Here is a 22,739-nt window from a genome sequence, read left to right as displayed (position 1 = left end):
GGCTCTGGTGAGGGCGCTAGGGTACCATTCCCCCTTTGCACGCACCGGACACAATCCATGATTCGAAGCATGACCGCCTATGCCGGCGGCGAGCGGGTCACCCCGTGGGGCACGCTGGGCTGCGAGCTGCGCTCGGTCAACCACCGCTTCCTGGAGGTCGGCACCCGCCTGCCCGAGGAACTGCGGGCGCTCGAACCGCAGCTGCGCGAGCGCATCGCCGCGCGCCTGAGCCGCGGTAAGCTGGATCTGGTGATGCGCCTGCGCGCGCCGGAAGCGGCGGCCAACCTGCAGGTGGACGAGGCCCTGCTGGGCCAGCTGGGCCGCCTGGCCCACCGCCTGACCTCCGATTTCCCCAACCTGCAGGTCAGCTTCACCGACCTGCTGCAGCTGCCGGGCGTGACCCGTGGCGAGGCCACCGATGCCGCCGCCCTGCAGGTCGAGGCACTGGCCCTGCTGGACCAGGTGCTGGACGGCTTCGTCGAGGCCCGTGAGCGCGAAGGCGGCAAGTTGTCGGCCGCCATCAGCGAGCGCGTGGACGGCATCGAACGCATCGCCACTGAAGTCCGCACGCTGATTCCGGCCATTCGCGACGGCCAGCGTGCCAAGCTGGCCGCACGCCTGGCCGACCTGCCGCACCCGGTCGATCCCGGCCGCACCGAGCAGGAACTGGTGCTGTGGCTGCAGAAGCTGGACGTGGATGAAGAGCTGGACCGTCTTGGCAGCCACATCGTCGAGATCCGCCGCGTGCTCAAGCAGCGTGAGCCGGTCGGCCGCCGCCTGGACTTCCTGCTGCAGGAGTTCAACCGCGAAGCCAACACGCTGGGCTCGAAGTCGGTGGACAGCCGCACGTCCAATGCCGCGGTGGAGCTGAAGGTGCTGATCGACCAGATCCGCGAACAGGTGCAGAACATCGAGTGATGCTGCACCCGGCGAAACGACAAGGGCGCCTTTGGGCGCCCTTGTCGTTTCCGCGCATCAGCGCACGCTGACGCCCGGCGCTCCTTCGCCCAAGCGCCCCACCACGGCCGCCTGGACGAACCCTGCGTCGTGGAAACAGGCCAGCACCGCATCCACCGCTTCCGGGGCACAGGACACCAGCAGGCCGCCACTGGTCTGCGGATCTGTCAGCAGCGGCTGCCAATGTGCTGGCAAGCCCTCGGCGAAGCGCACCTCGGTGCCATAGGAAGCCCAGTTGCGGTGGGAGGCGCCGGTCACGCAGCCACGCTGCAGCAGCTCCAGTGCCTGTGGCAGCAGCGGCACCTGTGCACTGTCCACCTCGGCGGCAACGCCACTGGCACGGCACACTTCCAGCAGGTGGCCGAGCAGGCCGAAGCCGGTGACGTCGGTCATCGCATGCACGCCGTCCAGCGCGGCCAGCGGCACGCCCACGGTGTTAAGTCGGGTGGTCGACTCGATCATCTGCCGGTAGCCGTCGGCGTCCAGCACTTCTTTTTTCAGTGCTGACGAATACACGCCCACGCCCAGCGGCTTGCCCAGCACCAGCACATCGCCGGCGCGGGCATCGGCATTGCGCTTGAGCCGCTGCGGATCGAGCACGCCGATCGCGGCCAGGCCGTAGATGGGTTCCACCGAATCGATGCTGTGGCCGCCGGCCACCACGATGCCGGCATCGGCGCAGGCGCGTTCGCCACCTTGAAGGATTCCGCGGATGGTGTCCTGCGGCAGGCTGTTGATCGGCATGCCGACGATGGCCAGTGCGAACAGCGGGCGCGCGCCCATCGCATACAGGTCCGACAGCGCGTTGGTGGCGGCGATGCGGCCGAAGTCGAATGGATCGTCGACGATCGGCATGAAGAAATCAGTGGTGGCGACAATCGCCTGGCGGTCATCAAGGCGGTACACCGCGGCGTCGTCGCTGGTCTCGCGACCAACCAGCAGCTCAGCCGGTGCCGGAAGCGCCGGCACGCCGCGCAGCAGTTCGGTCAGCACGCCCGGCGCGATCTTGCAGCCGCAGCCGCCGCCATGCGCGAGAGACGTCAGTCGTTGTGGGGCATCGGCCGTCGAAGGGGCGGGGGACTGCGCGTGCGTGGCCATGCCGACATCTCCTGCGGAAACACGAATGGCGGAAGGCAGCAGGAGTCGAACCTACCAGGGAACGATCGACGCCCCCTACTGGGTTTGAAGCCCAGCCGCATGCCCGGATGCGCATGCCTTCCGAAAGTACGGCGGTAGCGGTGGGCTCAATCGCGGACTGCGTTCCACTGCAGGTCGCCACGCGGCCGATGCTGGTCACCGACGCGTCGAGTGTAGCCAACGCGATTGAAGAACTCCAAGATCTGGATGCTGCGTTTGCGGCCCAGGCCGATGGCATCGCGGAAGGCCGCCGCATCCACCGTGCCGCTGGCCTGTGACAGCTGCGCGACGATCGTGGCCAGCTCGGCGATGCGCGCCGGTGCGTAGAACAGGTCCGGCACCACCTGGAACAGTTCGCCACGTGCGGCGGCGCGGCGCAGGACGGCGCGGACCTCGTCTTCGGCCAGTCCGAAGTCGGCGGCCAGGGTGCGCACCCATGGCGGATCGAAACCGCCGTCATGCAGCTGCGGCAGCACACGTTCCAGCAGGAGGCGTTCGCGTTCCGGCGGCGCATGGTCATGGCCGGGCAGGCGCCACCAGGCGCCCACGCGTTGCACGCTGCCGTCGTCCAGCAGGTCCTGCAGCAGCGCATTCCAGAGGCTCACTGCAAGTGAGGGCAGGGTGCTGCGCTGCAGGCGCCCGCTGTCGACACCGGGTTCGTCGGGGCGTCGCTCATGCCAGCCGCGCAACGACGTGGTCACCTGCTCGCGCAAGGCCTGCCAGTGCGAGGCAAGGATGACCACCGTGTCTTCGCGGGTAGCGATGCGTTGCGCGTCCTCGGGTAGTTCGATCTGGTCGGCCGCGCGCCGGCAGTAGCGTTGCAGCGCGGCCATGGCAATGCCGAAGGGCGCCTGCTGCAACAGTGGGCCGATTCCCGCACCCGCGGCCAGTTGCTCCAGGGCTCCCAGCCACGCGAGCCGTGCCGGGCTGCGCCGGCGCCGCTGTGGCGGGTCCGGATCGAGCACGATGCCGCCGCCCAGCGTGTGGGAGGCCGCTGAATCGCGGGCGATGAAGCGATCGCCACACATCGCACAGACCGGTGCATCGAACACCAGCTGCACCAACTGCCCATCGCCTTGGTCCGGGTCCTCCAGCAGCACCACATGGGCCTGCCGGTGCATCGTGCCCCAGTGGATATGCAGCGGCGCCCAGTCGCGCAACGGTGCGGCCAACGCGGACAGCCGCAGCCGCACATCAACGCGGGTGGTGGCCAGCAGTGCGCGCGGGTCGGCGATCCAGTCGCCACGGCGGATGTCGTCACGGGCGATGGCTGCCAGGTTCAACGCGCAGCGCTGCCCGGCCATCGCGTGGTCGCTGGCCTGGTTCTGCGCGTGGATGCTGCGTATGCGTACTTCAGTGGCGGCCGGCATCAGCTGCAGATGCTCACCCACCAAGGCGATGCCGCCATGTACCGCGCCGGTCACCAGCGTGCCGTGGCCGGCCAGCGAGAACACGCGGTCCACCGGCATGCGGAACAGTTCGCTGCGCAGTGCGGCCTGGCGTGCGCTGGCGTCGTTCGCCGCCCACGCGTGCAGCTGGGTACGCAGTGCACTGATGCCGGCATCATCGGCTGAGGTGCTGTTGCAGGCGAATACAGGGGAATCCTGTAGCGGCGTTCCGGCCAGCAGCGCAGCGATCTCGATCTCGACCCGGGCGATGCGCGCTACATCCACACGGTCGATCTTGGTCAGGGCCACCGCACCCCGGTCCACGCCCAGCAGTTGCAGGATGGCCAGATGCTCGCGGGTCTGTGGCATCACGCCGTCGTCGGCGGCGATCACCAGCAGGGCGACATCGATACCCGTGGCGCCGGCCACCATCGTGTGCACGAAGCGCTCATGGCCGGGCACGTCGACGAAACCCAGCATCGCGGCCGGGCCTTCGACGTCCCTGCTTTCCACGGGGACATAGGCGTAGCCCAGTTCGATCGATATGCCGCGCGTACGCTCTTCCTGCAGGCGATCGGTTTCGATGCCGGTCAGTGCGCGCACCAGGCTGGTCTTGCCATGGTCGATATGCCCGGCGGTGCCGACGATCATGCCTGCAGCATGCTCCATTGGGCCAGGAAGACCGCTTCGTCGGCGGGTTCCAGGCAACGCAGGTCCAGCCACAACGCGTCATCGGCGATGCGGCCCAGCACCGGCCGCGGCAGCTGACGCAGGCGCTTGGCCAGGCGATCCAGTCCGCCACGGCGTGCGCTGGCAATGCGCAGTCCGGCACTGGCCAGCTGCGCCTGCGGCTGCGCGCCGCTGCCGATCTGGCTGTGCATCGACGCAGGCTCGAGGGTGTAGTCCGCCGCCAGCGAGGCACGCATCGGTTGCAGCAGGCGCTGGGCCTGTGCATCGATGTCGTCCTGCGTGCGCGACAGGGTGCGCAGGGTCGGCAGGCGCTGTGCCAGCAGCTCCGGTTCGCGATACAGGGCCAGCACCGCTTCCAGCGCGGCCAGTCCCATCTTGTCCATGCGCAGTGCCCGCTTCAGCGGGTTGCGGTTGATCCGTGCGATCAGGTCGGCGCGGCCGGCGATGATGCCGGCCTGAGGCCCGCCCAGCAGCTTGTCGCCACTGAACGAAACCAGATCGGCGCCGGCTGCCAGCGTTTCCTGCACGGTGGGCTCGTGCGGCAGGCCGAACGTGGCCAGATCGCACAGGCTGCCACTGCCCAGGTCCACCACCAGCGGCAGGCCATGTTCGTGCGCGATTGTCGCCATCGCCGCGGTGTCGACCTTGGCGGTGAAGCCGGTGATCGCGTAGTTGCTGGCGTGCACCTCCATCAGCAGTGCGGTGCGCGCGCCGATGGCGTTGGCGAAGTCAGCCGGATGGGTACGGTTGGTGGTGCCCACTTCCAGCAACCGCGCACCGGCGCTGCGCATCACGTCGGGAATGCGGAAGGCGCCACCGATCTCCACCAGTTCGCCGCGCGACACCACCACGTCGCGGCGGTTGGCCAGGCTGTTGAGCAGCAGCAGGACCGCCGCCGCATTGTTGTTGACCACGGTGGCGGCTTCAGCGCCGGTCAGTTCGCAGATCAATGCCTGCACCCGTGCATCGCGGTCGCCGCGACGACCACGGATGACGTCGAACTCCAGATCCACCGGCGCGGTCATCGCGCGGCTGACCGCGTGCACGGCGGCATCGGGCAGCAATGCGCGCCCGAGATTGGTGTGCAGTACGGTGCCGGTCAGATTGAACATCGGCTGCAGATCCAGCCGTGCATCGGCCGCCAGTGCGGACTCGATCTCCGCGACCAGCGCCGGACCGGCAATCGCTTCCTGCAGCTGCGCGGCCGAAAGCTGGCCGGCGCTGATACGGTCGCGCAGCACCTGCAGGTGCGAACGCAGCAGCTGGGTGATGCGGCTGCGGCCGTGGCCCTCGATCGGTGCTGCCAAGGCAGGCAGGCGCAGCAACCGGTCCAGCGAGGGCAGGGCGGAAACCGATGCCGGGGTGGGGGGCGTGGCTGTCATCGCCTCACTCGCCGTCGGATTGCCACAGCAGCGGATTCTGGCTGGCGCGCGCATAACCTTCTTCGCCCAGCAGCAGATCCAGCGCCAGCGTGCCGAGGTCATCGGCGACCGGTTCCAGTGAGGGATCCTTTTCCAGATACAGGATCTTGCGGTAGCTGTGGCAGTGGTCGCAGGTCTCGGCACGGACTGCGCTCTCGCGCACGGCCTCGCCGCTGTCGCCATCCACATCGGCCAGGGCGCGGTAGGCGATGTCCTTGCCGGCGGTGCCACACTGACTGCACTGCACGCGCACGTAGTGCCACTGGCAAGCGCACAGCGAGCACGACAGGTAACGGTAGGACGCATAGGGTGGGCGTGCCTGCACCACGCTGACCACCGGTAGCGAGCCGCACAACGGGCACAGGCCGGGTGCATCGGCCAGCGGTTTCAGGTCGGTGGAGCGGAAGCTGTCCGCCAGCACCGCCCAGTAGACCTGCAGTGCGTTCATCACCAGCAGCGCCGCGACCGCGTCCACCGATGGTGCATCATCACGCTCCAGCACGGCATGGGCCTGCGCCTCCAGCCAGGCATCGTCGGCCGCGGCGACGCGCTGCAACTCCTGGCGGGTTTCCGCCGGCAGCCCGGCCTCGTCGGCACAGTGCTGGCACAGCGTGCGCAGCCAGTCGCGCCAGCGTCCATCCAGGTGAAGCGTGTTGGCCGGCCGCAACGGCATGCCGGCACCGGCCGCCGCACTCGACTGCTGCGCACGTGCCTGCGATTGCAGCGCTTCGCGTTGCTGTGGTGTCAGCTCGTCCAGCAGCGCCTGCTGTGCATCGGCCAACGCCGCCAACAGCTGCAGGTAGCCGCCGATGGCACTGTGCGCGGCCAGGCTGCGCAGGCGCGTCGCGCGCTCGGCGAACAGGGACGCGACATCGGGCAGGATGATGCGCGGAACATCGCGCGAGGCCAGCGTCTCGATCTCACCGGGTTCAAGGATGCGTTGCGCCATGCAGGGCCAGCCAGAAGAACCAGGCTCCATCCTCGCCGTTGTCAGCGCTGGCGTCCAGCGTGTTGCCGGCCATTTGAAAGGTTGGGGTCAGATCCGTTTTCCGTAGGAAAACGGATCTGACCCCATCGGCTGGTTGAAAGTGGATCCCGACCGTTGGCCGGGATTCGATCAGTGCCGACCAACGGTCGGCACCCACCATCAGATCGCAGGAAACTGTCGAAGGCGGGGTGGGGCCGGTTGCGGGGGCGTGAGCCGCATGGGCCCGAGGCATGCCTCGGGCGGGTTGGGCAGGACGCCCAACCCTGGTCTTGCCGTTTGCGCAGGACTGCGCACACGAGCAAGCGGCGACCGAGCTTACATGGACGTACTTGCAGCGTCCCCCGCAACCGGACCCACCCGCCATCTCGCAGGAGACCTGCCTTTGACGTTGACGTTGATCCGGCGGGTGCAGGGCCGCAGGCCCTGCCGCTACCCCTCTTCCCGGCGCCCGCGCAGGATGTCCCGGAACCACTGCCGGTGATGCTTGTACGCCCACCCGTAGGTCACCTTGCCCTGGGTCATCGCCCGCACCGACCCCTTGATCCAGATCGCCGCATAGATGTGCACCACGATGGCGCAGATCAGCACCCAGCCGAACAGCGCATGGGCAAGTACCGAGAAGCGGATCACCCCGATCGGGAAGAAGTGGCTGAAGTACTGCCGCCAGATCACGAAGCCGGTCAGCAGCAGCGCCGACAGGCATCCGATGATGGCCCAGAACAACAGCTTCTGGCCGGCATTGAAACGGCCCACCGGCGGCAGCTTCTCATCCTCGTTGCGCAGTACATCGCGCATGCCGCGCATCCACGCGCGGTCGTCGGCGGTCGGCAGGTTATCGCGCCACATGCGGAAGGCCAGCAAGGCAAAGCCCACCACCATGGCCAGGCCAACGAACGGGTGCAGGATGCGCGTCCACGGTCCACCACCGAACAGCTGGGTCAAAGGGAACAGAGCAGGGTGGAACAACGCCAACCCGGACAGCGCGGTCAGCACGAAGCAGATCGCCACGACCCAGTGGTTGATGCGGGTCGGCGCGCGGTAGCGGATGATCTGTCGCGGGTGCGGTGCGTACTTCATGGCCGCTGCTCCTCTTCGATCTGCTTCGCCTCGTGTTCGGCTTCCTCTTCTTCCTCGTCATTGACCGTGTTGCGGCCGATGCCGATGTAATGCAGGAAGCCGGCGAAGGCGGTGGCGGCGATCGCCAGCACGCCCAGCGGCTTGGCCACGCCCTTCCAGACCTCCACCATCGGGCTGATGCGTGGGTCCTTGGGCAGATCGGCGTACAGCTCGGGTTTGTCCACATGCTGCAGCACGTACATCACGTGGGTGCCACCCACGCCCTGTGGGTCGTACAGGCCGGCGTTCTCGTAGCCGCGCGATTTCAGGTCTTCCACACGGCCGGCCGCATGCTCGGTCATCGCCTGCTTGCTGCCGAAGGTGATCGCACCGGTTGGGCAGGTCTTCACGCAGGCCGGCTCCTGGCCTACCGCCACCCGGTCCGAGCACAGCGTGCACTTGTAGGCCTTGTGGTCCTTCTTGGAAATGCGCGGCACGTCGAACGGGCAGCCGGTCACGCAGTAGCCGCAGCCGATGCAGTTCTCTTCCTGGAAGTCGACGATGCCGTTGGCGTACTGGATGATCGCGCCGGGCGATGGGCAGGCCTTCAGGCAGCCCGGGTCGCTGCAGTGCATGCAGCCTTCCTTGCGGATCAGCCACTCCAGCTTGCCCTTCTCGTCCTCGTACTCGCGGAACTTCATCACCGTCCACGACTGGTCGCTGAGGTCCGGCGGATTGTCATAGCTGCCAACGCAGCTGCCCACTTCGTCGCGCAGGTCGTTCCACTCCATGCACGCGACCTGGCAGGCCTTGCAGCCGATGCATTTGCTCACGTCGATCAGCTTGGCGACCTGGCCGGTGTGCGCACCGCGCGCTTCCGGCGAGGGCGTGGTGGTGGCCGAGCGGCGGATGATGTCCAGCGATTGCAGTGACATGGCGTGTCTCCTACACCTTCTCGACCTTGACCAGGATGCACTTCGATTCGGGCGTCTGCGAGTTGCCGTCACCGATGGCGTTGGTCAGCGTATTGGCGATGTAGCCGGGTTTGGCCGCACCGAGGAAACCCCAGTGGATCGGAATGCCCACCTGGTGCACGGTCTTTCCATCGATCTGCAGGGCCTTGATGCGCTTGGTCACCATCGCAACGGCTTCGATATGGCCGCGCTTGGAACTCACGCGCACGCGGCTGCCGTTGTTGATGCCCAGCTCGTCGGCCAGTGCAGCACCGATTTCGACGAACTGTTCGGGCTGGATGATGGCGTTGAGCTTGCCGTGCTTGGTCCAGAAGTGGAAATGCTCGGTCAGGCGGTAGGTCGTGGCCACGTGCGGGAACTCGTCCGGCGAACCGATCTGGGCACGGTCGCTGGCGAACACGCGCGCGGCCGGGTTGTTGAGCGTCTGCGCCTGGCCCGGGCTGAGCGGGTTGCTGCGCAGCGGAGTATCGAAGGGCTCGTAGTGCTCCGGGAACGGGCCTTCGGCCATGCCGGCCTTGGCGAAGAAGCGGGCGATGCCTTCGGGGTTCATGATGAACGGGCCCATGCCGCCGGCTGGGTCTTCGTCGGCCTTGAAGTCCGGCACGTCCACGCTGCCCCAGTTCTTCCCGTTCCAGGCCAGCAGGGTGCGCCGCGGATCGAACGGCTGCCCGGCCACGTCGCACGAAGCGCGGTTGTACATGACGCGCCGGTTGGCTGGCCACGCCCAGGCCCAGCCCAGCGTATTGCCGATGCCGGTCGGGTCGCTGTTGTCACGCCGTGCCATCATGTTGCCGGTCGGGCCCCAGGCACCGATGTAGATCCAGCAGCCGGAGGACGTACTGCCGTCGTCGCGCAGGTCGCTGAACGCGGCCAGCTGCTCGCCGGCCTTGCGCACCAGTTTGGTCGGGTCCTTCGGATCGAACACATCCACCAGCGCCTTGCCGTTGTATTCCATCGCCAGTTCTTCCGGCGTTGGTGCCTCGGGGTTGGAGTACTTCCAGGCCAGGTCGCGCACCGGGTCCCACCACGCACCGCCGTCCTTCTGGTACATCGCTTTGATGCGGTGGAACAGCTCGGACATGATCTCGATGTCGCTGCGCGCTTCGCCCGGCGGATTGGCACCCTTCCAGTGCCACTGCAGCCAGCGCGAGGAGTTCACCACCGCGCCGTTCTCCTCGGCGAAGGACGTGGTCGGCAGGCGGAACACCTCGGTCTGAATGGCGCTGGGATCGACATCGTTCAACGCGCCGTGGTTCTGCCAGAACGCAATGGTCTCGGTTTCCAGCGGGTCCATGCTGACCATGAACTTCAGCTTGGAGAACGCACTGATCAGCTTGCCCTTGTTCGGCGCCGAGGCCAGCGGGTTGAAACCCTGGCAGATGTAGCCGTGGATCTTGCCTTCGTTCATCAGCTCGTACGCCTGCAGCATGTCGTACGGCTTGTCGAGCTTGGGAAGGTAATCGAAACACCAGTTGTTGTCGGCGGTGGCGGCGTCGCCCCACCACGATTTCATCAGACTGACGTGGAACTTCGGGTAGTTCTGCCAGAACGACATCTGGTTGGCGCGCAGCGGTTTCTGCGTGCGCTTTGCGATGTAGGCGTCGTAGTCCTGCTCGTCCTGTTTCGGCAGCGTGAGGTAGCCGGGCAGCAGGTCGGACATCAGGCCGATGTCGGTCAGGCCCTGGATGTTGGAATGCCCGCGCAAGGCGTTCATGCCACCACCAGCCACGCCGATGTTGCCCAGCAGCAGCTGCACCATGGTGCCGGCACGCACGTTCTGCGCGCCGATCGAGTGCTGCGTCCACCCCAGCGCGTACAGGATGGTCATCGCCTTGTCCTTGCCGGCGGTGGACGCGATCATGTCCCAGATCTGACGGATGCTGTCGGCCGGCGTACCGCAGATGCGCTCGACCATCTCCACGGTGTAGCGCGCGTAGTGCTGCTTGAGCAGGGTGTAGACGCAGCGCGGGTCCTGCAGCGTCGGGTCGCTGCGCACGAAGCCATCGTCACCGTAGGCGTAGTCCCAACTGGAACGGTCGTAGCTGCGCTTCTCTTCGTTGTAGCCCGAATACAGGCCGTCCTTGAAGGCGAACTCGTCCTTCACCAGGAACGACATGTCGGTGTAGTTCAGCACGTACTCGTGCTGGATGCGGTCCTCGGTCAACAGGTAGTTGATCAGGCCGCCCAGGAACACGATGTCGGTACCGGTGCGGATCGGCGCGTACACGTCGGCCACCGCAGCCGAGCGGTTGAAGCGCGGATCGACCACGATCAGCCGGGCCTTGTTGTGTGCCTTGGCCTCGGTCACCCATTTGAACCCGCACGGGTGCGCCTCGGCGGCATTGCCACCCATGATCAGGATCAGGTCGGCATTCTTGATGTCGACCCAGTGATTCGTCATCGCACCACGGCCTAGCGTCGGGGCAAGACCTGCCACCGTCGGGCCGTGTCAGACACGTGCCTGGTTGTCGAATGCCAACATGCCAAGGGAGCGCACGACCTTGTGGGTCAGCACCGCGGTTTCATTGCTGGTGGCCGAGGCTGCCAGCATGCCGGTGGTCAGCCAGCGGTTGACCGTCTGCCCGGCTTCGTTCTTCTGCACGAAGTTGGCATCGCGGTCGTCCTTCATCAGCCGCGCGATGCGGTCCAGCGCATCGTCCCAGCTCAGCCGCTTCCACTCGTTCGAGCCCGGCGCGCGGTACTCGGGGTAGAGCAGGCGCGACTTGCTGTGGATGATGTCGGCCAGGCCGGCACCCTTCGGGCACAGCGTGCCGCGGTTGACCGGATGGTCCGGGTCGCCTTCGATATGGAAGATGCTCGGCTCGGCATTCTTGGCGCCATCGCCGAGGCTGTACATCAGGATGCCGCAGGCCACCGAACAGTAGGTACAGGTGTTGCGGGTCTCGGTCGCGCGGGTCAGCTTGTACTGCCTGACCTCCGCGAGCGCGATGCCGGGCGCGAAGCCCATCAGTGCCAGACTGGAGCCGACCAGGGTTGTCCCGGTCACTTTCAGGAACTGGCGGCGGCTCATCGATGGCATGCCGTTCTCCTGGGATGGCGGGGAGGCGCAGGCCTCCGGGCTGTCGTTGGGTACGGCCCGGTTATAGCACAGGCCCCCGCACGCCCATGTGGCACAAGGCCCGGCGCCTGCCGGGCGGGCGCGCAGCGGGGCCGCTCTGGTAAAGTTGCGTGCCCGCACCCCGGGGAAGCGTCTGCCGGGCCTGGTTCCAGGATGTTCCGCGCAGCCCCCGCCGTCCTGGCGCGATCCTCCGCGCCGGATCTGGAACACCGAGGAAAAATTTTGCGAAATCAACCCGTTGGATCCCCCGCATGAGCGCTCCGTCGAAGCCGTCGGACGCCGTTGCGCGCGGCACGCTGTACATCGTTGCCGCCCCGTCCGGTGCCGGCAAGAGCAGCATCGTCAATGCCACCCTGGCGCGTGACCCGCAGATCGCCCTGTCGATCTCCTTCACCTCGCGCGCGATGCGCCCCGGTGAAGTGAACGGCCAGCACTACCATTTCGTCTCTGCGGAGAAGTTCGAGGAAATGATCGCCGCCGGCGACTTCTTCGAGCATGCCTGGGTGCACGGCGACTGGAAGGGCACCGCCCGCCAGTCGGTGGAGCCGCAGCTGGCCGCCGGCCAGGACGTGCTGCTGGAAATCGACTGGCAGGGCGCCCAGCAGGTGCGCCAGCTGGTGCCGGGCACGGTCACCGTGTTCATCCTGCCGCCGTCCAAGCAGGCCCTGCAGGACCGCATGCGCAAGCGCGGCCAGGACAGCGAGGCGGTCATCGCCCAGCGCCTGGGCGCGGCCCGTGACGAGATGCTGCACTTCAACGAGTTCGATTACGTCATCGTCAACGAGGTGTTCGACACCGCCGTGGACGAGCTGTGCGCCATCTTCACCGCCAGCCGCCTGCGCCGGGAGGCCCAGAAGGTCCGCCACGCCGGCCTGATCCAGGCCCTGTTGACCCCTGATTCGGGCGCAACTGACTGATTCCAAAAGAATCGGGTGAGGGTTGGCTTGATTTTGTCCAGCCCCTGCCAGTACACTCCGTCCCCTTTCCCTCATTCGACTGAGCGGCCGACCGGTCGCCGGGAGCCCGTATGGCCCGCATCACCGTAGAAGATTGCCTGGAAGTCGTTAACAACCGTTTCGAACTGGTCATGATGGCTTCCAAGCGTGCCCGCCAGCTCGCCAACGGCGTGCAGGCCACGCTGGACAACAGCGAGACCGAGGACAAGCCGACCGTGCTGGCGCTGCGCGAAATCGCCGCCCGCAAGATCGACAACGCGCTGATCGACGAAGTCGAGAAGGCCGAGCGTGAGCGCGCCGAGCGCGAAGCGCTGGAGTGGGCCGCCGCCGAAGTGGTCGCCGACGAAGACATGTCCAAGAACGACGATTGATCGCATCGATCAACGTCATTGCTGGATCGCCGAACAGCCCGCCCAGTGCGGGCTGTTTCGCATTCAGGATTTGCCGTAAACGTCGCGCTGGAATAGGCTTCGGGCATGAACCCAGGCCCCACTGCCAAGGTCGCCGCAGCCCCCGCTGCCGCCGTACCCGACTACGTCCTCCAGCTTGAACGCGCCGCCCATTACCTGCCGCCGGAACAGCTGCCCCTGCTGCGCCGTGCCTGGGAAGTCGGAGCCGCCGCGCACGCTGGGCAGACGCGCAAGTCGGGCGAGCCCTATATCACCCATCCGGTGGCCGTGGCCCAGGTGCTGGCCGAGCTCGGCCTGGACGTGGAAGCGCTGATCGCCGCGATCCTGCACGACACCATCGAAGACACCCCGCTGACCCGTGAGGCGCTGGCCGCCGAGTTCGGCGAAGCCGTGGCCGAACTGGTCGACGGCGTGACCAAGCTGGACAAGCTGAAGTTCCGCGACCGCCAGGAAGCGGCCGCCGAGAGCTTCCGCAAGATGCTGCTGGCGATGTCGCGCGACCTGCGCGTGATCATGATCAAGCTGGCTGACCGCCTGCACAACATGCGCACGCTGGGCGCGCAGAGCCGCGAAGCGCGCGGCCGCATCGCCCGCGAGACGCTGGAGATCTACGCGCCCATCGCCCAGCGCCTGGGCATGAGCCTGGTCAAGAGCGAGCTGCAGAACCTCGGCTTCAAGGCGCTGTATCCGTGGCGCCACGCGATCCTGGAAAAGCACATCCGCAGCCAGCCGGTGGTACGCCGCGAAGCGCTGGCGCAGGTGGAAGTACAGCTGTCGCAGCGGCTGGCGAAGGAGGGCATCGAGCACCGCCTGGTCAGTCGCATCAAGACGCCGTGGAGCATCTACAACAAGATGCGCGACGAGAACAAATCCTTTGACCAGGTGATGGACGTGTTCGGCTTCCGTCTGGTCGTGCGCAGCGTACCCAGCTGCTACCACGCGCTGGGTTCGGTGCACGCCACCTTCAAGCCGCTGGATGGCCGCTTCCGCGACTTCATCGCCATTCCCAAGGCCAACGGTTACCAGTCGCTGCACACGGTGCTGTTCGGGCCGTATGGCTCGCCGATCGAAGTGCAGATCCGTACCGAGGAAATGGACCTGATCGCCGAACGCGGCGTGGCCGCGCACTGGACCTACAAGTTCGGCGGCGATTCACCCAACAGCGCGCAGAGCCGTGCGCACGCCTGGATCGTCGAACTGATCGATTCGCAGCGTGCTGCTGGTTCCTCGCTGGAGTTCCTCGACAACGTCAAGGTCGACCTGTTCCCGGACGAGGTCTACCTGTTCACCCCGAAGGGCAAGATCCTGGCGCTGCCGCGCAACTCCACCGCGCTCGATTTCGCCTACGCCGTGCATACCGACGTCGGCAACATGGCCGTGGCCTCGCGCGTGGACAAGAAACTGGTGCCGCTGCGTACCAAGCTGGTGTCGGGGCAGTCGGTGGAGATCATCACCGCACGCTCGGCCACGCCGAAACCGCAGTGGCTGGAATTCGTGGTCACCAGCAAGGCACGCACCGCCATCCGCCACCAGCTCAAGCAGCTGGAGCACGAGGACGCCGTGCAGCTGGGCCACCGCATGCTCGACCGCGCGCTGGAAGCGATGGATTCGTCGCTGGAACGGCTGCCGAAGGGGCGCCTGGATGCGTTCCTGGCCGAGCATCGTTTCCCACGCCTGGAGGCGCTGCTGGCCGAGGTCGCACTGGGCAACTGGATGCCGACCCAGGCCGCGCAGGCGCTGATGGCCTACGCCGAACTGCGTGGCGGCCCGCATTCGCGCCACCACTCGCAGGAAAAGATCCTGATCAACGGCAGCGAGCGCGGCGTGGTCACCTTCGCCGGCTGCTGCCAGCCGATTCCCGGCGACGAGATCATGGGTTACCACACCGCCGGCAAGGGCATCGTGGTGCACCGCATGGACTGCCCGAACCTGGCCGAGCTGCGCAAGTCGCCGGAGCGCTGGGTGCCGATCGGCTGGGACACCACCGTTTCCGGCGACTACGACACCTCGCTGGTGGTGGAAGTGGAGAACGGCACCGGCGTGCTGGCGCAGCTGGCCGCCGCCATCGCGCAGAGCCACTCCAACATCGAGCGCGTGGATTACCTGGACCGCGACTTCAACGCCGCCGTGCTGGCGTTCAACATCCAGGTACGCGACCGCAACCACCTGGCCGAAGTGATGCGCCGCCTGCGCCGCCTGTCGGTCGTGCAGTCGGTACGCCGCCAGTAGGTCCACGCCATGCGTGGATGATGTTCTGCGCACACGACGTACGGGGTCGGATCCGTTTCCCGGCGGGAAACGGATCCGACCCCAGCCGATGCCGCGCCCACCCGGTACAATCACCGCTCTGTTTTCCCCCAAGCACCGGAGCGACCCATGTCCCGCCAGATCATCAACACCGAAAAGGCCCCCGCCGCCATCGGCCCGTACTCGCAGGCCGTGCGCGCCGGCAATACCGTGTATTTCTCCGGCCAGATCCCGCTTGACCCGGCCACCGGCGACATCGTCGGCGCCGGCGACGTCGAAGCGCAGGCCCGTCGCGCCTTTGACAACCTCAAGGCCGTGGCCGAAGCCGCTGGCGGCTCGCTGGACAAGGTCGTGCGCCTGGGCCTGTACCTGACCGACCTGGGCGAGTTCGCCAAGGTCAACGCGGTCATGCAGGACTACTTCCAGGCCCCGTACCCGGCCCGTTCCACCATCGAAGTCTCCGGCCTGCCGAAGGGCGCCAACTTCGAGGTCGACGCGGTGATGGTCATCGACTGACCGCCACGTGGCACGCAAGGCGGCGGTCACCCCGGTCCTGTCACCGTCCGGCGAAGCATCCCTGGCGATGCTCGCGGGCGTCGGTCCGGCCGTGGCCGCCAAACTGCAGGCGCGTGGCCTGGCCACCCTGCAGGATCTCTGGCTTCATCTGCCGCTGCGTTATGAAGACCGCACCCGGCTGACCCGCATCGAAGACCTGCGCAACGGCGTGCCGGCGCAGGTGGAAGGGCGGGTGGTCGCGGTCGAGCGCGGCATGCGCTACCGGCCGATGCTGAAAGTAGCGGTGGAGGACGAAGGGCAGGGCACCCTGGTGCTGCGCTTCTTCCATTTCCGCCAGCAGCAGGTCGGCCAGTTCGCGGTCGGCAACCGGCTGCGCTGCTTCGGCACGCCCAAGCCGGGCCACCTCGGCCTGGAAATCGTCCATCCCAGCTACCAGGTGCTGGGCCGCAACGACGATCCCGAACTCGGCGACCGCCTCGACCCGGTGTATCCCACCGTCGAAGGCGTGGGCCCGATGACGATGCGCAAGCTGATCGGCCAGGCGCTGGACCGCCTGCCCGAGGAAAGCACGCTGGAACTGCTGCCCAGCGGCTGGCTCGATGGCCTCGGCCTGCCGTCGCTGCGCAGCGCGCTGCTGACCGTGCACCGGCCGCCGCCCGATGCCGACCTGGCCGCGCTGGCCGCCGGCACTCATCCGGCCCAGCGCCGCCTGGCGATGGAAGAGCTGCTGGCCCACCACCTCAGCCTGCGTCGCCAGCGTATCGCGCTGCAGGCGCATCATGCGCCGCCGCTGGCCGGCCCCGGCAAGCTGGCCAAGGCGCTGCTCAAGCAGCTGCCGTTCGCGCTGACCGGCGCACAGGCGCGCGTGTTCAAGCAGATCCGCGAGGACCTCGCGCGCCCCAGCCCGATGTTGCGGCTGGTGCAGGGCGATGTCGGCTCCGGCAAGACCGTGGTCGCCGCGCTGGCGGCGATGCTGGCGGTGGAGCAGGGCAAGCAGGTCGCATTGGCCGCCCCCACCGAACTGCTGGCCGAGCAACACCTCAACAACCTGCGCGGCTGGCTGGAACCGCTCGGCGTGCGCATCGCCTGGCTGGCCGGCAAGGTCACCGGCAAGGCGCGCGCCAAGGTGATGGAGCAGGTCGCCAGCGGCGAAGCGCAGGTGGTGGTCGGCACCCACGCACTGATGCAGGAGGCGGTGGTGTTCCAGGATCTGGCACTGGCCATCGTCGACGAGCAGCACCGCTTCGGCGTGCACCAGCGGTTGGCGCTGCGCGACAAGGGCGCAGGCGGCAACAGCGTGCCGCATCAGCTGGTGATGACCGCAACGCCCATTCCGCGCACGCTGGCGATGTCCGAGTACGCAGACCTGGATGTCTCGGCCATCGACGAACTGCCGCCGGGCCGCACGCCGGTGCAGACCGTCGCCCTCAACAATGACCGTCGCCCGGAACTGATCGAGCGCATCGCCCTGGCCTGCCAGGAAGGGCGGCAGGTGTACTGGGTGTGCACGCTCATCGAGGAAAGCGAAGAGCTGGATGCCACGCCCGCGCAGGCCACCTACGAATCGCTGCAGGCGCTGTTGCCCGGCGTACGCGTGGGGCTGGTGCATGGCCGCCTGAAAGCCGCCGAGAAGCTGGCGACGATGGTCGCGTTCAAGGCCGGCGACATCGATCTGCTGGTGGCGACCACGGTGATTGAAGTGGGCGTGGATGTGCCGAACGCCTCGCTGATGGTGATCGAGAACGCCGAGCGCCTCGGCCTGGCCCAGCTGCACCAGCTGCGCGGCCGCGTCGGTCGTGGTTCGGCGGTATCGCGCTGCGTGCTGCTGTACCAGGCACCGCTCTCGCAGATGGCGCGTGAGCGCCTGCAGACCATGCGCGAAACCAACGATGGTTTCGTCATTGCCGAAAAGGATCTGGAACTGCGCGGCCCCGGCGAACTGCTAGGCACGCGCCAGACCGGCCTGGCCGGTTTTCGCATCGCCGACCTGGCCCGCGATGCCGGCCTGCTGCCCGGCGTGCACGACCTGGCCGAGCGCCTGCTGGCCCAGCAACCCGCGTTGGCCGATCGTGTGGTGCAACGCTGGATCGGCACCGCCGTGCGTTACGCCTCGGCCTGATCCCTGTAGAGCCGAGCCATGCTCGGCTGCCGTTCGCGCTGCGCGCGGGAGTCGAGCATGGCTCGACTCTACAGACATCGCTTTCGATCATTTCCATGTTCATCCACGCATTGCGTGGATGTGTCGACCAAGGTCGACACCTACCAGCAGCGGTAGCTATCTGTCGAAGGCGGGGTGGGTCCGGTGGCGGGGGTGTCCGCGGCATGGATGCCGCGGCCAAGCCCCCATGGACGGGTCTACGGCGTCCCCCGCAACCGGATCCACCCCGCCAACCCCAGGAAACCAGCTTTTGCCGTTGCTGTTGATGTTGCCTCGGCGGGTGCAGGGCGCAGCCCTGCCGAACCCCAACACCCCGTACTTGCAACGGTCATCAACCCGGTCCACACTTCGTTGCCGATCTGAAGACGGCAACGATGACCCACAAGATCCCGCTGTTGATCGACACCGACCCCGGTGTGGACGACGCCCTGGCCCTGCTGATGGCCTTCGCCGATGAACGGCACGACGTGGTCGCCCTGACCATCGCCGCCGGCAATGTCGGCCTCGAGTACACCGTTCGCAACGCCCTCAAGCTCTGCGACATCGTCGGCCGCGCCGACGTGCCGGTGTTTGCCGGCAGCCCGGATCCGCTGCTGCATCCCTCCGTTGACGCTGCCCACGTGCATGGCCGTGACGGCTACGGCGACGTGGACCTGCCGCCGCCGAGCCGCCAGGCCGAAGCCGAGCACGCCGCACTGGCCATCCTGCGCCTGTCGCACGAGCACGCCGGCGAACTGATGCTGGTGATGCTCGGCCCGCTGACCAACCTGGCCCTGGCGCTGAAGCTGGACCCGACCCTGCCACAGCGCATCAAGCGCATCGTGGTGATGGGCGGCGCGGTCACCTGCCACGGCAACATCACCCCGGCGGCCGAATTCAACATTGCCTTCGACCCGGAAGCGGCGCACGTGGTGTTCACCTCGTTCAAGCACCTGCTGGTGTCGGACTGGGAGGCTACCGTCGCCCATGGCCTGCCGCTGCAGGACGCCGAGAAGTGGCTGCAGGCCGATTCCGATCGCGCCCGCTTCTACGAGCTGATCTCGCGCAAGACCCGTGGCCTGTCCGAAGACAGCAAGGGCGGCCGCTGGTACACCGCCGATGCGGTGGCCATGGCCTGGGCGCTGAACCCGGAAGGGCAGCTGCGGGTCGAGTCGCGCCCGCTGAACGTGGAGCTGAACGGCACGTTCAGCCGCGGCGCCACCATCGTCGACTGGAACCGCCAGACCGGCCAGCCGGACAACTGCGATCTGCTGATGGCCTACGACCAGCAGCGTTTCGAGGCCCTGGTGCGCCAGGCCCTGGGCGCGGACTGAAGCCGATTGACCCGCACCGGTTGCCCCGAGCGGCAACCGGTGCTTATAATGCCGCTCTTGACCACCAGCCCATTTACGGTGTGAGCCCATGAAGGCCGATATCCATCCGAACTACCGCGACGTCGTCTTCCATGACGTCACCTCCGATTTCAAGATCCTGACCCGCTCGACCATGGCGACGAAGGAAACCATCAAGTGGGAAGACGGCAACGACTACCCGCTGGTGAAGGTTGAAATTTCCTCGGCTTCGCACCCGTTCTACACGGGCAAGCACAAGGTCATCGACACCTCGGGCCGTATCGACAAGTTCCAGAAGCGCTACGCGCGCTGATCTGTCGATCCAGCTTCGAACCGACGGCCGCGCTCTGCGCGGCCGTTTGTTTTTCCCCAACGCCAACCCAACGGGCGTTTGGATGGACGGAACACTGCGTTCGTGTGACAACACTTTTGCCGATCCGGGCCGCTCAACGGCCGGCGTCTGGTCGCCTGTCGTATACGACTTCTGTCTAGCGCCGGGCAAATGCTGCTGTGCGATAATGACCTGATCCCCGGCACAGGCCGAGGACGTCATTCACGTGCCTGACCAATGCGCTTGGGCAGGCGCCTTCCCATGAAGGAGCGCACACAGTGTCCGATCTTGATCAGGTCACGCTCAACGCCGGCGATAAGTCGGTCGTTCTGCCCGTCATCAAACCCACCCTTGGCAACGACTGCGTCGACATCGCGAAGCTGACCAAGGAAACGGGGTATTTCACCTACGATTCCGGCTTCACCGCGACGGCCAGCTGCAAGTCCGCCATCACCTACATCGATGGCGACAAGGGCGTGCTGCTGTACCGCGGCTACCCGATCGAACAGCTGTCGGAAAAGTCGAGCTACGTCGAAGTGGCCTACCTGCTGATCAACGGCGAGCGCCCGAGCGCCGAGCAGCTGAAGGCCTTCACCGATGAGCTGGCTGCCGAAGCCAACGTCGACGAGTCGATCAACACCCTGATCGGCAGCTTCGCCAAGGATGCCCATCCGATGGCGATCCTGACCGCCGCCATCGCGCAGCTGTCGGGCATCTATCACGCCTCGCTGGACCTGTCCGACGCCGAACAGCGCCGCCAGGCCGCCGTGCGCCTGATCGCCAAGGTGCCGACCCTGTCGGCGCTGATCTACCGCCACGGCAAGGGCCTGCCGGCCAACAAGCCGGACACCTCGCTGGACTATGTCAGCCGCTTCCTGAAGCAGACCTTCGAGTCGGCTGACGGCCAGTACGATCTGAACCCGGACGTGGTCAAGGCGCTGGACCTGCTGTTCATCCTGCACGCCGACCACGAGCAGAACGCCTCGACCTCGACCGTGCGCCTGGTCGGTTCGACCGGTGCCAACCCGTACGCGTCGGTCGCCGCTGGCGTCACCGCGCTGTGGGGTCCGGCCCACGGCGGTGCCAACGAAGCCGTGCTGAAGATGCTGGAAGAGATCGGCACTGCCGACAACGTCGAGTCCGCCGTGGTCAAGGCCAAGGACAAGACCTCCGGCTTCCGCCTGATGGGCTTCGGCCACCGCGTCTACAAGAACTTCGACCCGCGCGCCAAGGTCATCGGCGAGATGACCAGCAAGGTGCTCAAGCAGCTGGGCGTGCAGGATCCGCTGCTGGACGTGGCCGTGAAGCTGGAACAGGCCGCGCTGCAGGACGAGTACTTCGTCGCCCGCAAGCTGTACCCGAACGTCGATTTCTACAGCGGCATCATCTACAAGGCGCTGCAGATCCCGACCGAGATGTTCACCGTCATGTTCGCCCTGGGCCGTACCTCCGGCTGGGTGTCGCATTGGCTGGAACAGCAGGTTGACCCGGAAATGAAGATCGGCCGTCCGCGCCAGGTCTACACCGGCAGCGACGTGCGCGACTACCAGGGCTGATCGCCCGCGTAGGTTGTGCTGAGAACGCCCCGCATCCGCGGGGCGTTTTTTTTGCGCGGACCTGGTAGGTGCGGACCGTTGGTCCGCACGATTTCGGCGCCCGCGAAAAATCATCTACGCATGGCGTGGATCTGCCACCGCATCCGCCTTCGGTAGGTGCCAACCTTGGTTGGCACGCGCTTCACCGCGCCAAGACCGCGTGATTCAAGGGTCTCGCCAGCTTCACGACCGCTCGCGCAGCCTCAGGGCGCCAGCTGCATCCGCAGCACCTGAAATGGAGCGTCCATCCCGATGAGTACCCGATTCGACCCACCCGAGCGCGGCCCGCTTGGTCCCGACGTCGCCACTGTCGTCACCGCCCCCATCGTCGCCCCTCCCAGCGAAAGCGCCGTTTCCTGGGGCGCGATTTTTGCCGGTGCCGCCGCTGCCGCCGCACTCTCCCTCATCCTGCTCATCCTCGGTGTCGGCCTTGGCCTCTCCTCGGTGTCGCCTTGGTCGTTCGAAGGCGTCAGCAAGGAAACCTTCGGCTGGTCCAGCATCGCCTGGCTCACCTTCACCGCACTGGCCGCTTCCGGCCTGGGCGGCTACCTGGCTGGCCGCCTGCGCACCAAATGGACGCAGATCCATGGCGATGAAACCTATTTCCGCGATACCGCGCACGGCTTCGTGTCGTGGGCCGTGGCCACGCTGCTGACTGCGGGCCTGCTGACCTCGGCCATCGGCGGCGTGCTCGGCACGGGCGCGAAGGTGGCCGGCGCCACTGTGGGCGCCGCTGCATCCACGGCCGGCGTTGCCGCCGCAGGTGCCGGTAGCGCTGCCGGCGCGGCTCCGGAAGGCGACCTCAACTACTGGGTCGATTCGCTGTTCCGCAGCGCGACCAGCGCAGGGCCGTCTGATCCGACAGCGCCGCCGCCGGGTGCGCCGATGGATCCGAATGCTCCCTCGCCGCCGCCGCCGGCCGCTAGTGTCGGCCCGCGCGACGCGCGCATGGGTCCGTCGCCACGCCCGATGCCGGGCAACGGCCCGGTGGGCGACCGCCGCGAAGTCCGTGCCGAAGTGAACCGCATCATCGTCAACAGCCTGCAGGGCGAGGGCCTGGACCCGGCCGACACCCAGTACCTGTCGCAGCTCATCGCGCGCGAAACCGGCATGAGCCAGGCCGAAGCGCAGGCCCGTGTGACCGACGTGCAGACCCGCATGCGTGCCGCACTGGAGAAGGCGAAGACCACCGCCAAGCAGGCGGCCGACGATGCCCGCAAGGCCGCAGCGTATGCCGCGCTGTGGCTGTTCATCACCCTGCTGATCGGCGCGTTCTTCGCCAGCCTCAGCGCCACCTGGGGCGGCCGCCGCCGCGACCTGTAACCCGCATTCCATGCAAGGAGACCTGCCATGAAAATGATTCTGCTCTGGCTGTTGGGCGTGCCGATTCCGCTGCTGATCCTGTACGCAATCTTCTTCTGAGATTGCATCGTTGAGTGGGATCCGTCAGGCCGCCGTAAGGCGGCCTGATGCCATCCCGCTGTGCGTGTGCATGTGTCTGCAGC

General features: G+C 66.9%; 17 protein-coding genes and 1 tRNA gene. 10 read left to right on the top strand and 8 right to left on the bottom strand.

The window, feature by feature from the left end; translation table 11 throughout:
* Positions 1–57 precede the first annotated feature (57 nt).
* A complete protein-coding gene (locus ACW5IY_RS17695) occupies positions 58–918 on the top strand; it encodes a YicC/YloC family endoribonuclease (RefSeq protein ID WP_010484036.1) in 861 nt (286 codons plus the stop codon).
* Positions 919–975: 57 nt separating this feature from the next.
* Here ACW5IY_RS17695 and selD read toward each other — a convergent pair whose 3' ends face one another.
* The 8 genes from selD to fdnG all read right to left on the bottom strand — a co-directional run bounded on the left by selD (position 976) and on the right by fdnG (position 11,651).
* Entirely contained in the window at positions 976–2,055 is a 1,080-nt protein-coding gene (selD, locus tag ACW5IY_RS17690; RefSeq protein ID WP_049437163.1) for a selenide, water dikinase SelD, read from the bottom strand.
* Between the two features lie 26 nt (positions 2,056–2,081).
* Positions 2,082–2,177, bottom strand: a tRNA-Sec gene (locus ACW5IY_RS17685).
* Between the two features lie 24 nt (positions 2,178–2,201).
* Positions 2,202–4,133, bottom strand: coding sequence for a selenocysteine-specific translation elongation factor (gene selB / locus ACW5IY_RS17680; protein WP_049437223.1), 1,932 nt, complete (start codon positions 4,131–4,133; stop codon positions 2,202–2,204).
* Entirely contained in the window at positions 4,130–5,554 is a 1,425-nt protein-coding gene (selA, locus tag ACW5IY_RS17675; protein WP_049437161.1) for an L-seryl-tRNA(Sec) selenium transferase, read from the bottom strand. The genes selB and selA overlap by 4 nt, the downstream gene beginning before the upstream one ends.
* Before the next feature lie 4 nt (positions 5,555–5,558).
* On the bottom strand, positions 5,559–6,542 hold the full coding sequence (fdhE, locus tag ACW5IY_RS17670) for a formate dehydrogenase accessory protein FdhE (protein WP_010484040.1): 984 nt from the start codon (positions 6,540–6,542) through the stop codon (positions 5,559–5,561).
* 468 nt (positions 6,543–7,010) lie between these two features.
* Positions 7,011–7,658, bottom strand: a complete 648-nt coding sequence (locus ACW5IY_RS17665) for a formate dehydrogenase subunit gamma (RefSeq protein WP_049437160.1) — start codon at positions 7,656–7,658, stop codon at positions 7,011–7,013.
* Positions 7,655–8,572: a formate dehydrogenase subunit beta gene (gene fdxH, locus ACW5IY_RS17660; RefSeq protein WP_019338770.1), complete on the bottom strand. Its 918-nt coding sequence runs from the start codon at positions 8,570–8,572 to the stop codon at positions 7,655–7,657. Before fdxH ends, ACW5IY_RS17665 begins: the two co-directional genes overlap by 4 nt.
* A 10-nt stretch (positions 8,573–8,582) precedes the next feature.
* Positions 8,583–11,651 (bottom strand): formate dehydrogenase-N subunit alpha, encoded by a 3,069-nt coding sequence (gene fdnG / locus ACW5IY_RS17655; RefSeq protein ID WP_152906277.1) that lies wholly within the window; start codon positions 11,649–11,651, stop codon positions 8,583–8,585.
* 290 nt (positions 11,652–11,941) lie between these two features.
* Between fdnG and gmk the strand changes: the two genes are divergently transcribed.
* The 9 genes from gmk to ACW5IY_RS17610 all read left to right on the top strand — a co-directional run bounded on the left by gmk (position 11,942) and on the right by ACW5IY_RS17610 (position 22,557).
* On the top strand, positions 11,942–12,607 hold the full coding sequence (gmk, locus tag ACW5IY_RS17650) for a guanylate kinase (protein WP_049437157.1): 666 nt from the start codon (positions 11,942–11,944) through the stop codon (positions 12,605–12,607).
* A gap of 110 nt (positions 12,608–12,717) precedes the next feature.
* Entirely contained in the window at positions 12,718–13,017 is a 300-nt protein-coding gene (gene rpoZ, locus ACW5IY_RS17645; protein ID WP_005410877.1) for a DNA-directed RNA polymerase subunit omega, read from the top strand.
* A gap of 105 nt (positions 13,018–13,122) precedes the next feature.
* Entirely contained in the window at positions 13,123–15,285 is a 2,163-nt protein-coding gene (locus ACW5IY_RS17640; protein ID WP_010484045.1) for a RelA/SpoT family protein, read from the top strand.
* Between the two features lie 147 nt (positions 15,286–15,432).
* Positions 15,433–15,819, top strand: coding sequence for a RidA family protein (locus tag ACW5IY_RS17635; protein WP_005410875.1), 387 nt, complete (start codon positions 15,433–15,435; stop codon positions 15,817–15,819).
* A 7-nt stretch (positions 15,820–15,826) separates the two neighbouring features.
* Positions 15,827–17,938, top strand: coding sequence for an ATP-dependent DNA helicase RecG (gene recG / locus ACW5IY_RS17630; protein WP_049437155.1), 2,112 nt, complete (start codon positions 15,827–15,829; stop codon positions 17,936–17,938).
* A 413-nt stretch (positions 17,939–18,351) separates the two neighbouring features.
* A complete protein-coding gene (locus ACW5IY_RS17625; RefSeq protein ID WP_010484048.1) occupies positions 18,352–19,290 on the top strand; it encodes a nucleoside hydrolase in 939 nt (312 codons plus the stop codon).
* An 88-nt stretch (positions 19,291–19,378) separates the two neighbouring features.
* Positions 19,379–19,621 (top strand): type B 50S ribosomal protein L31, encoded by a 243-nt coding sequence (locus tag ACW5IY_RS17620; protein WP_010484049.1) that lies wholly within the window; start codon positions 19,379–19,381, stop codon positions 19,619–19,621.
* A gap of 296 nt (positions 19,622–19,917) precedes the next feature.
* Positions 19,918–21,195, top strand: a complete 1,278-nt coding sequence (locus ACW5IY_RS17615; protein ID WP_049437152.1) for a citrate synthase — start codon at positions 19,918–19,920, stop codon at positions 21,193–21,195.
* A gap of 291 nt (positions 21,196–21,486) precedes the next feature.
* The gene (locus tag ACW5IY_RS17610; RefSeq protein ID WP_049437150.1) at positions 21,487–22,557 is read left to right on the top strand and encodes a hypothetical protein; all 1,071 of its coding nucleotides are present in this window, start codon (positions 21,487–21,489) and stop codon (positions 22,555–22,557) included.
* Positions 22,558–22,739: the final 182 nt, after the last annotated feature.

Source organism: Stenotrophomonas sp. C-A (assembly GCF_054030835.1).
The sequence above is the reverse complement of the archived record's forward strand: the minus strand, read 5'-3'. Positions and strand labels throughout refer to the sequence as shown.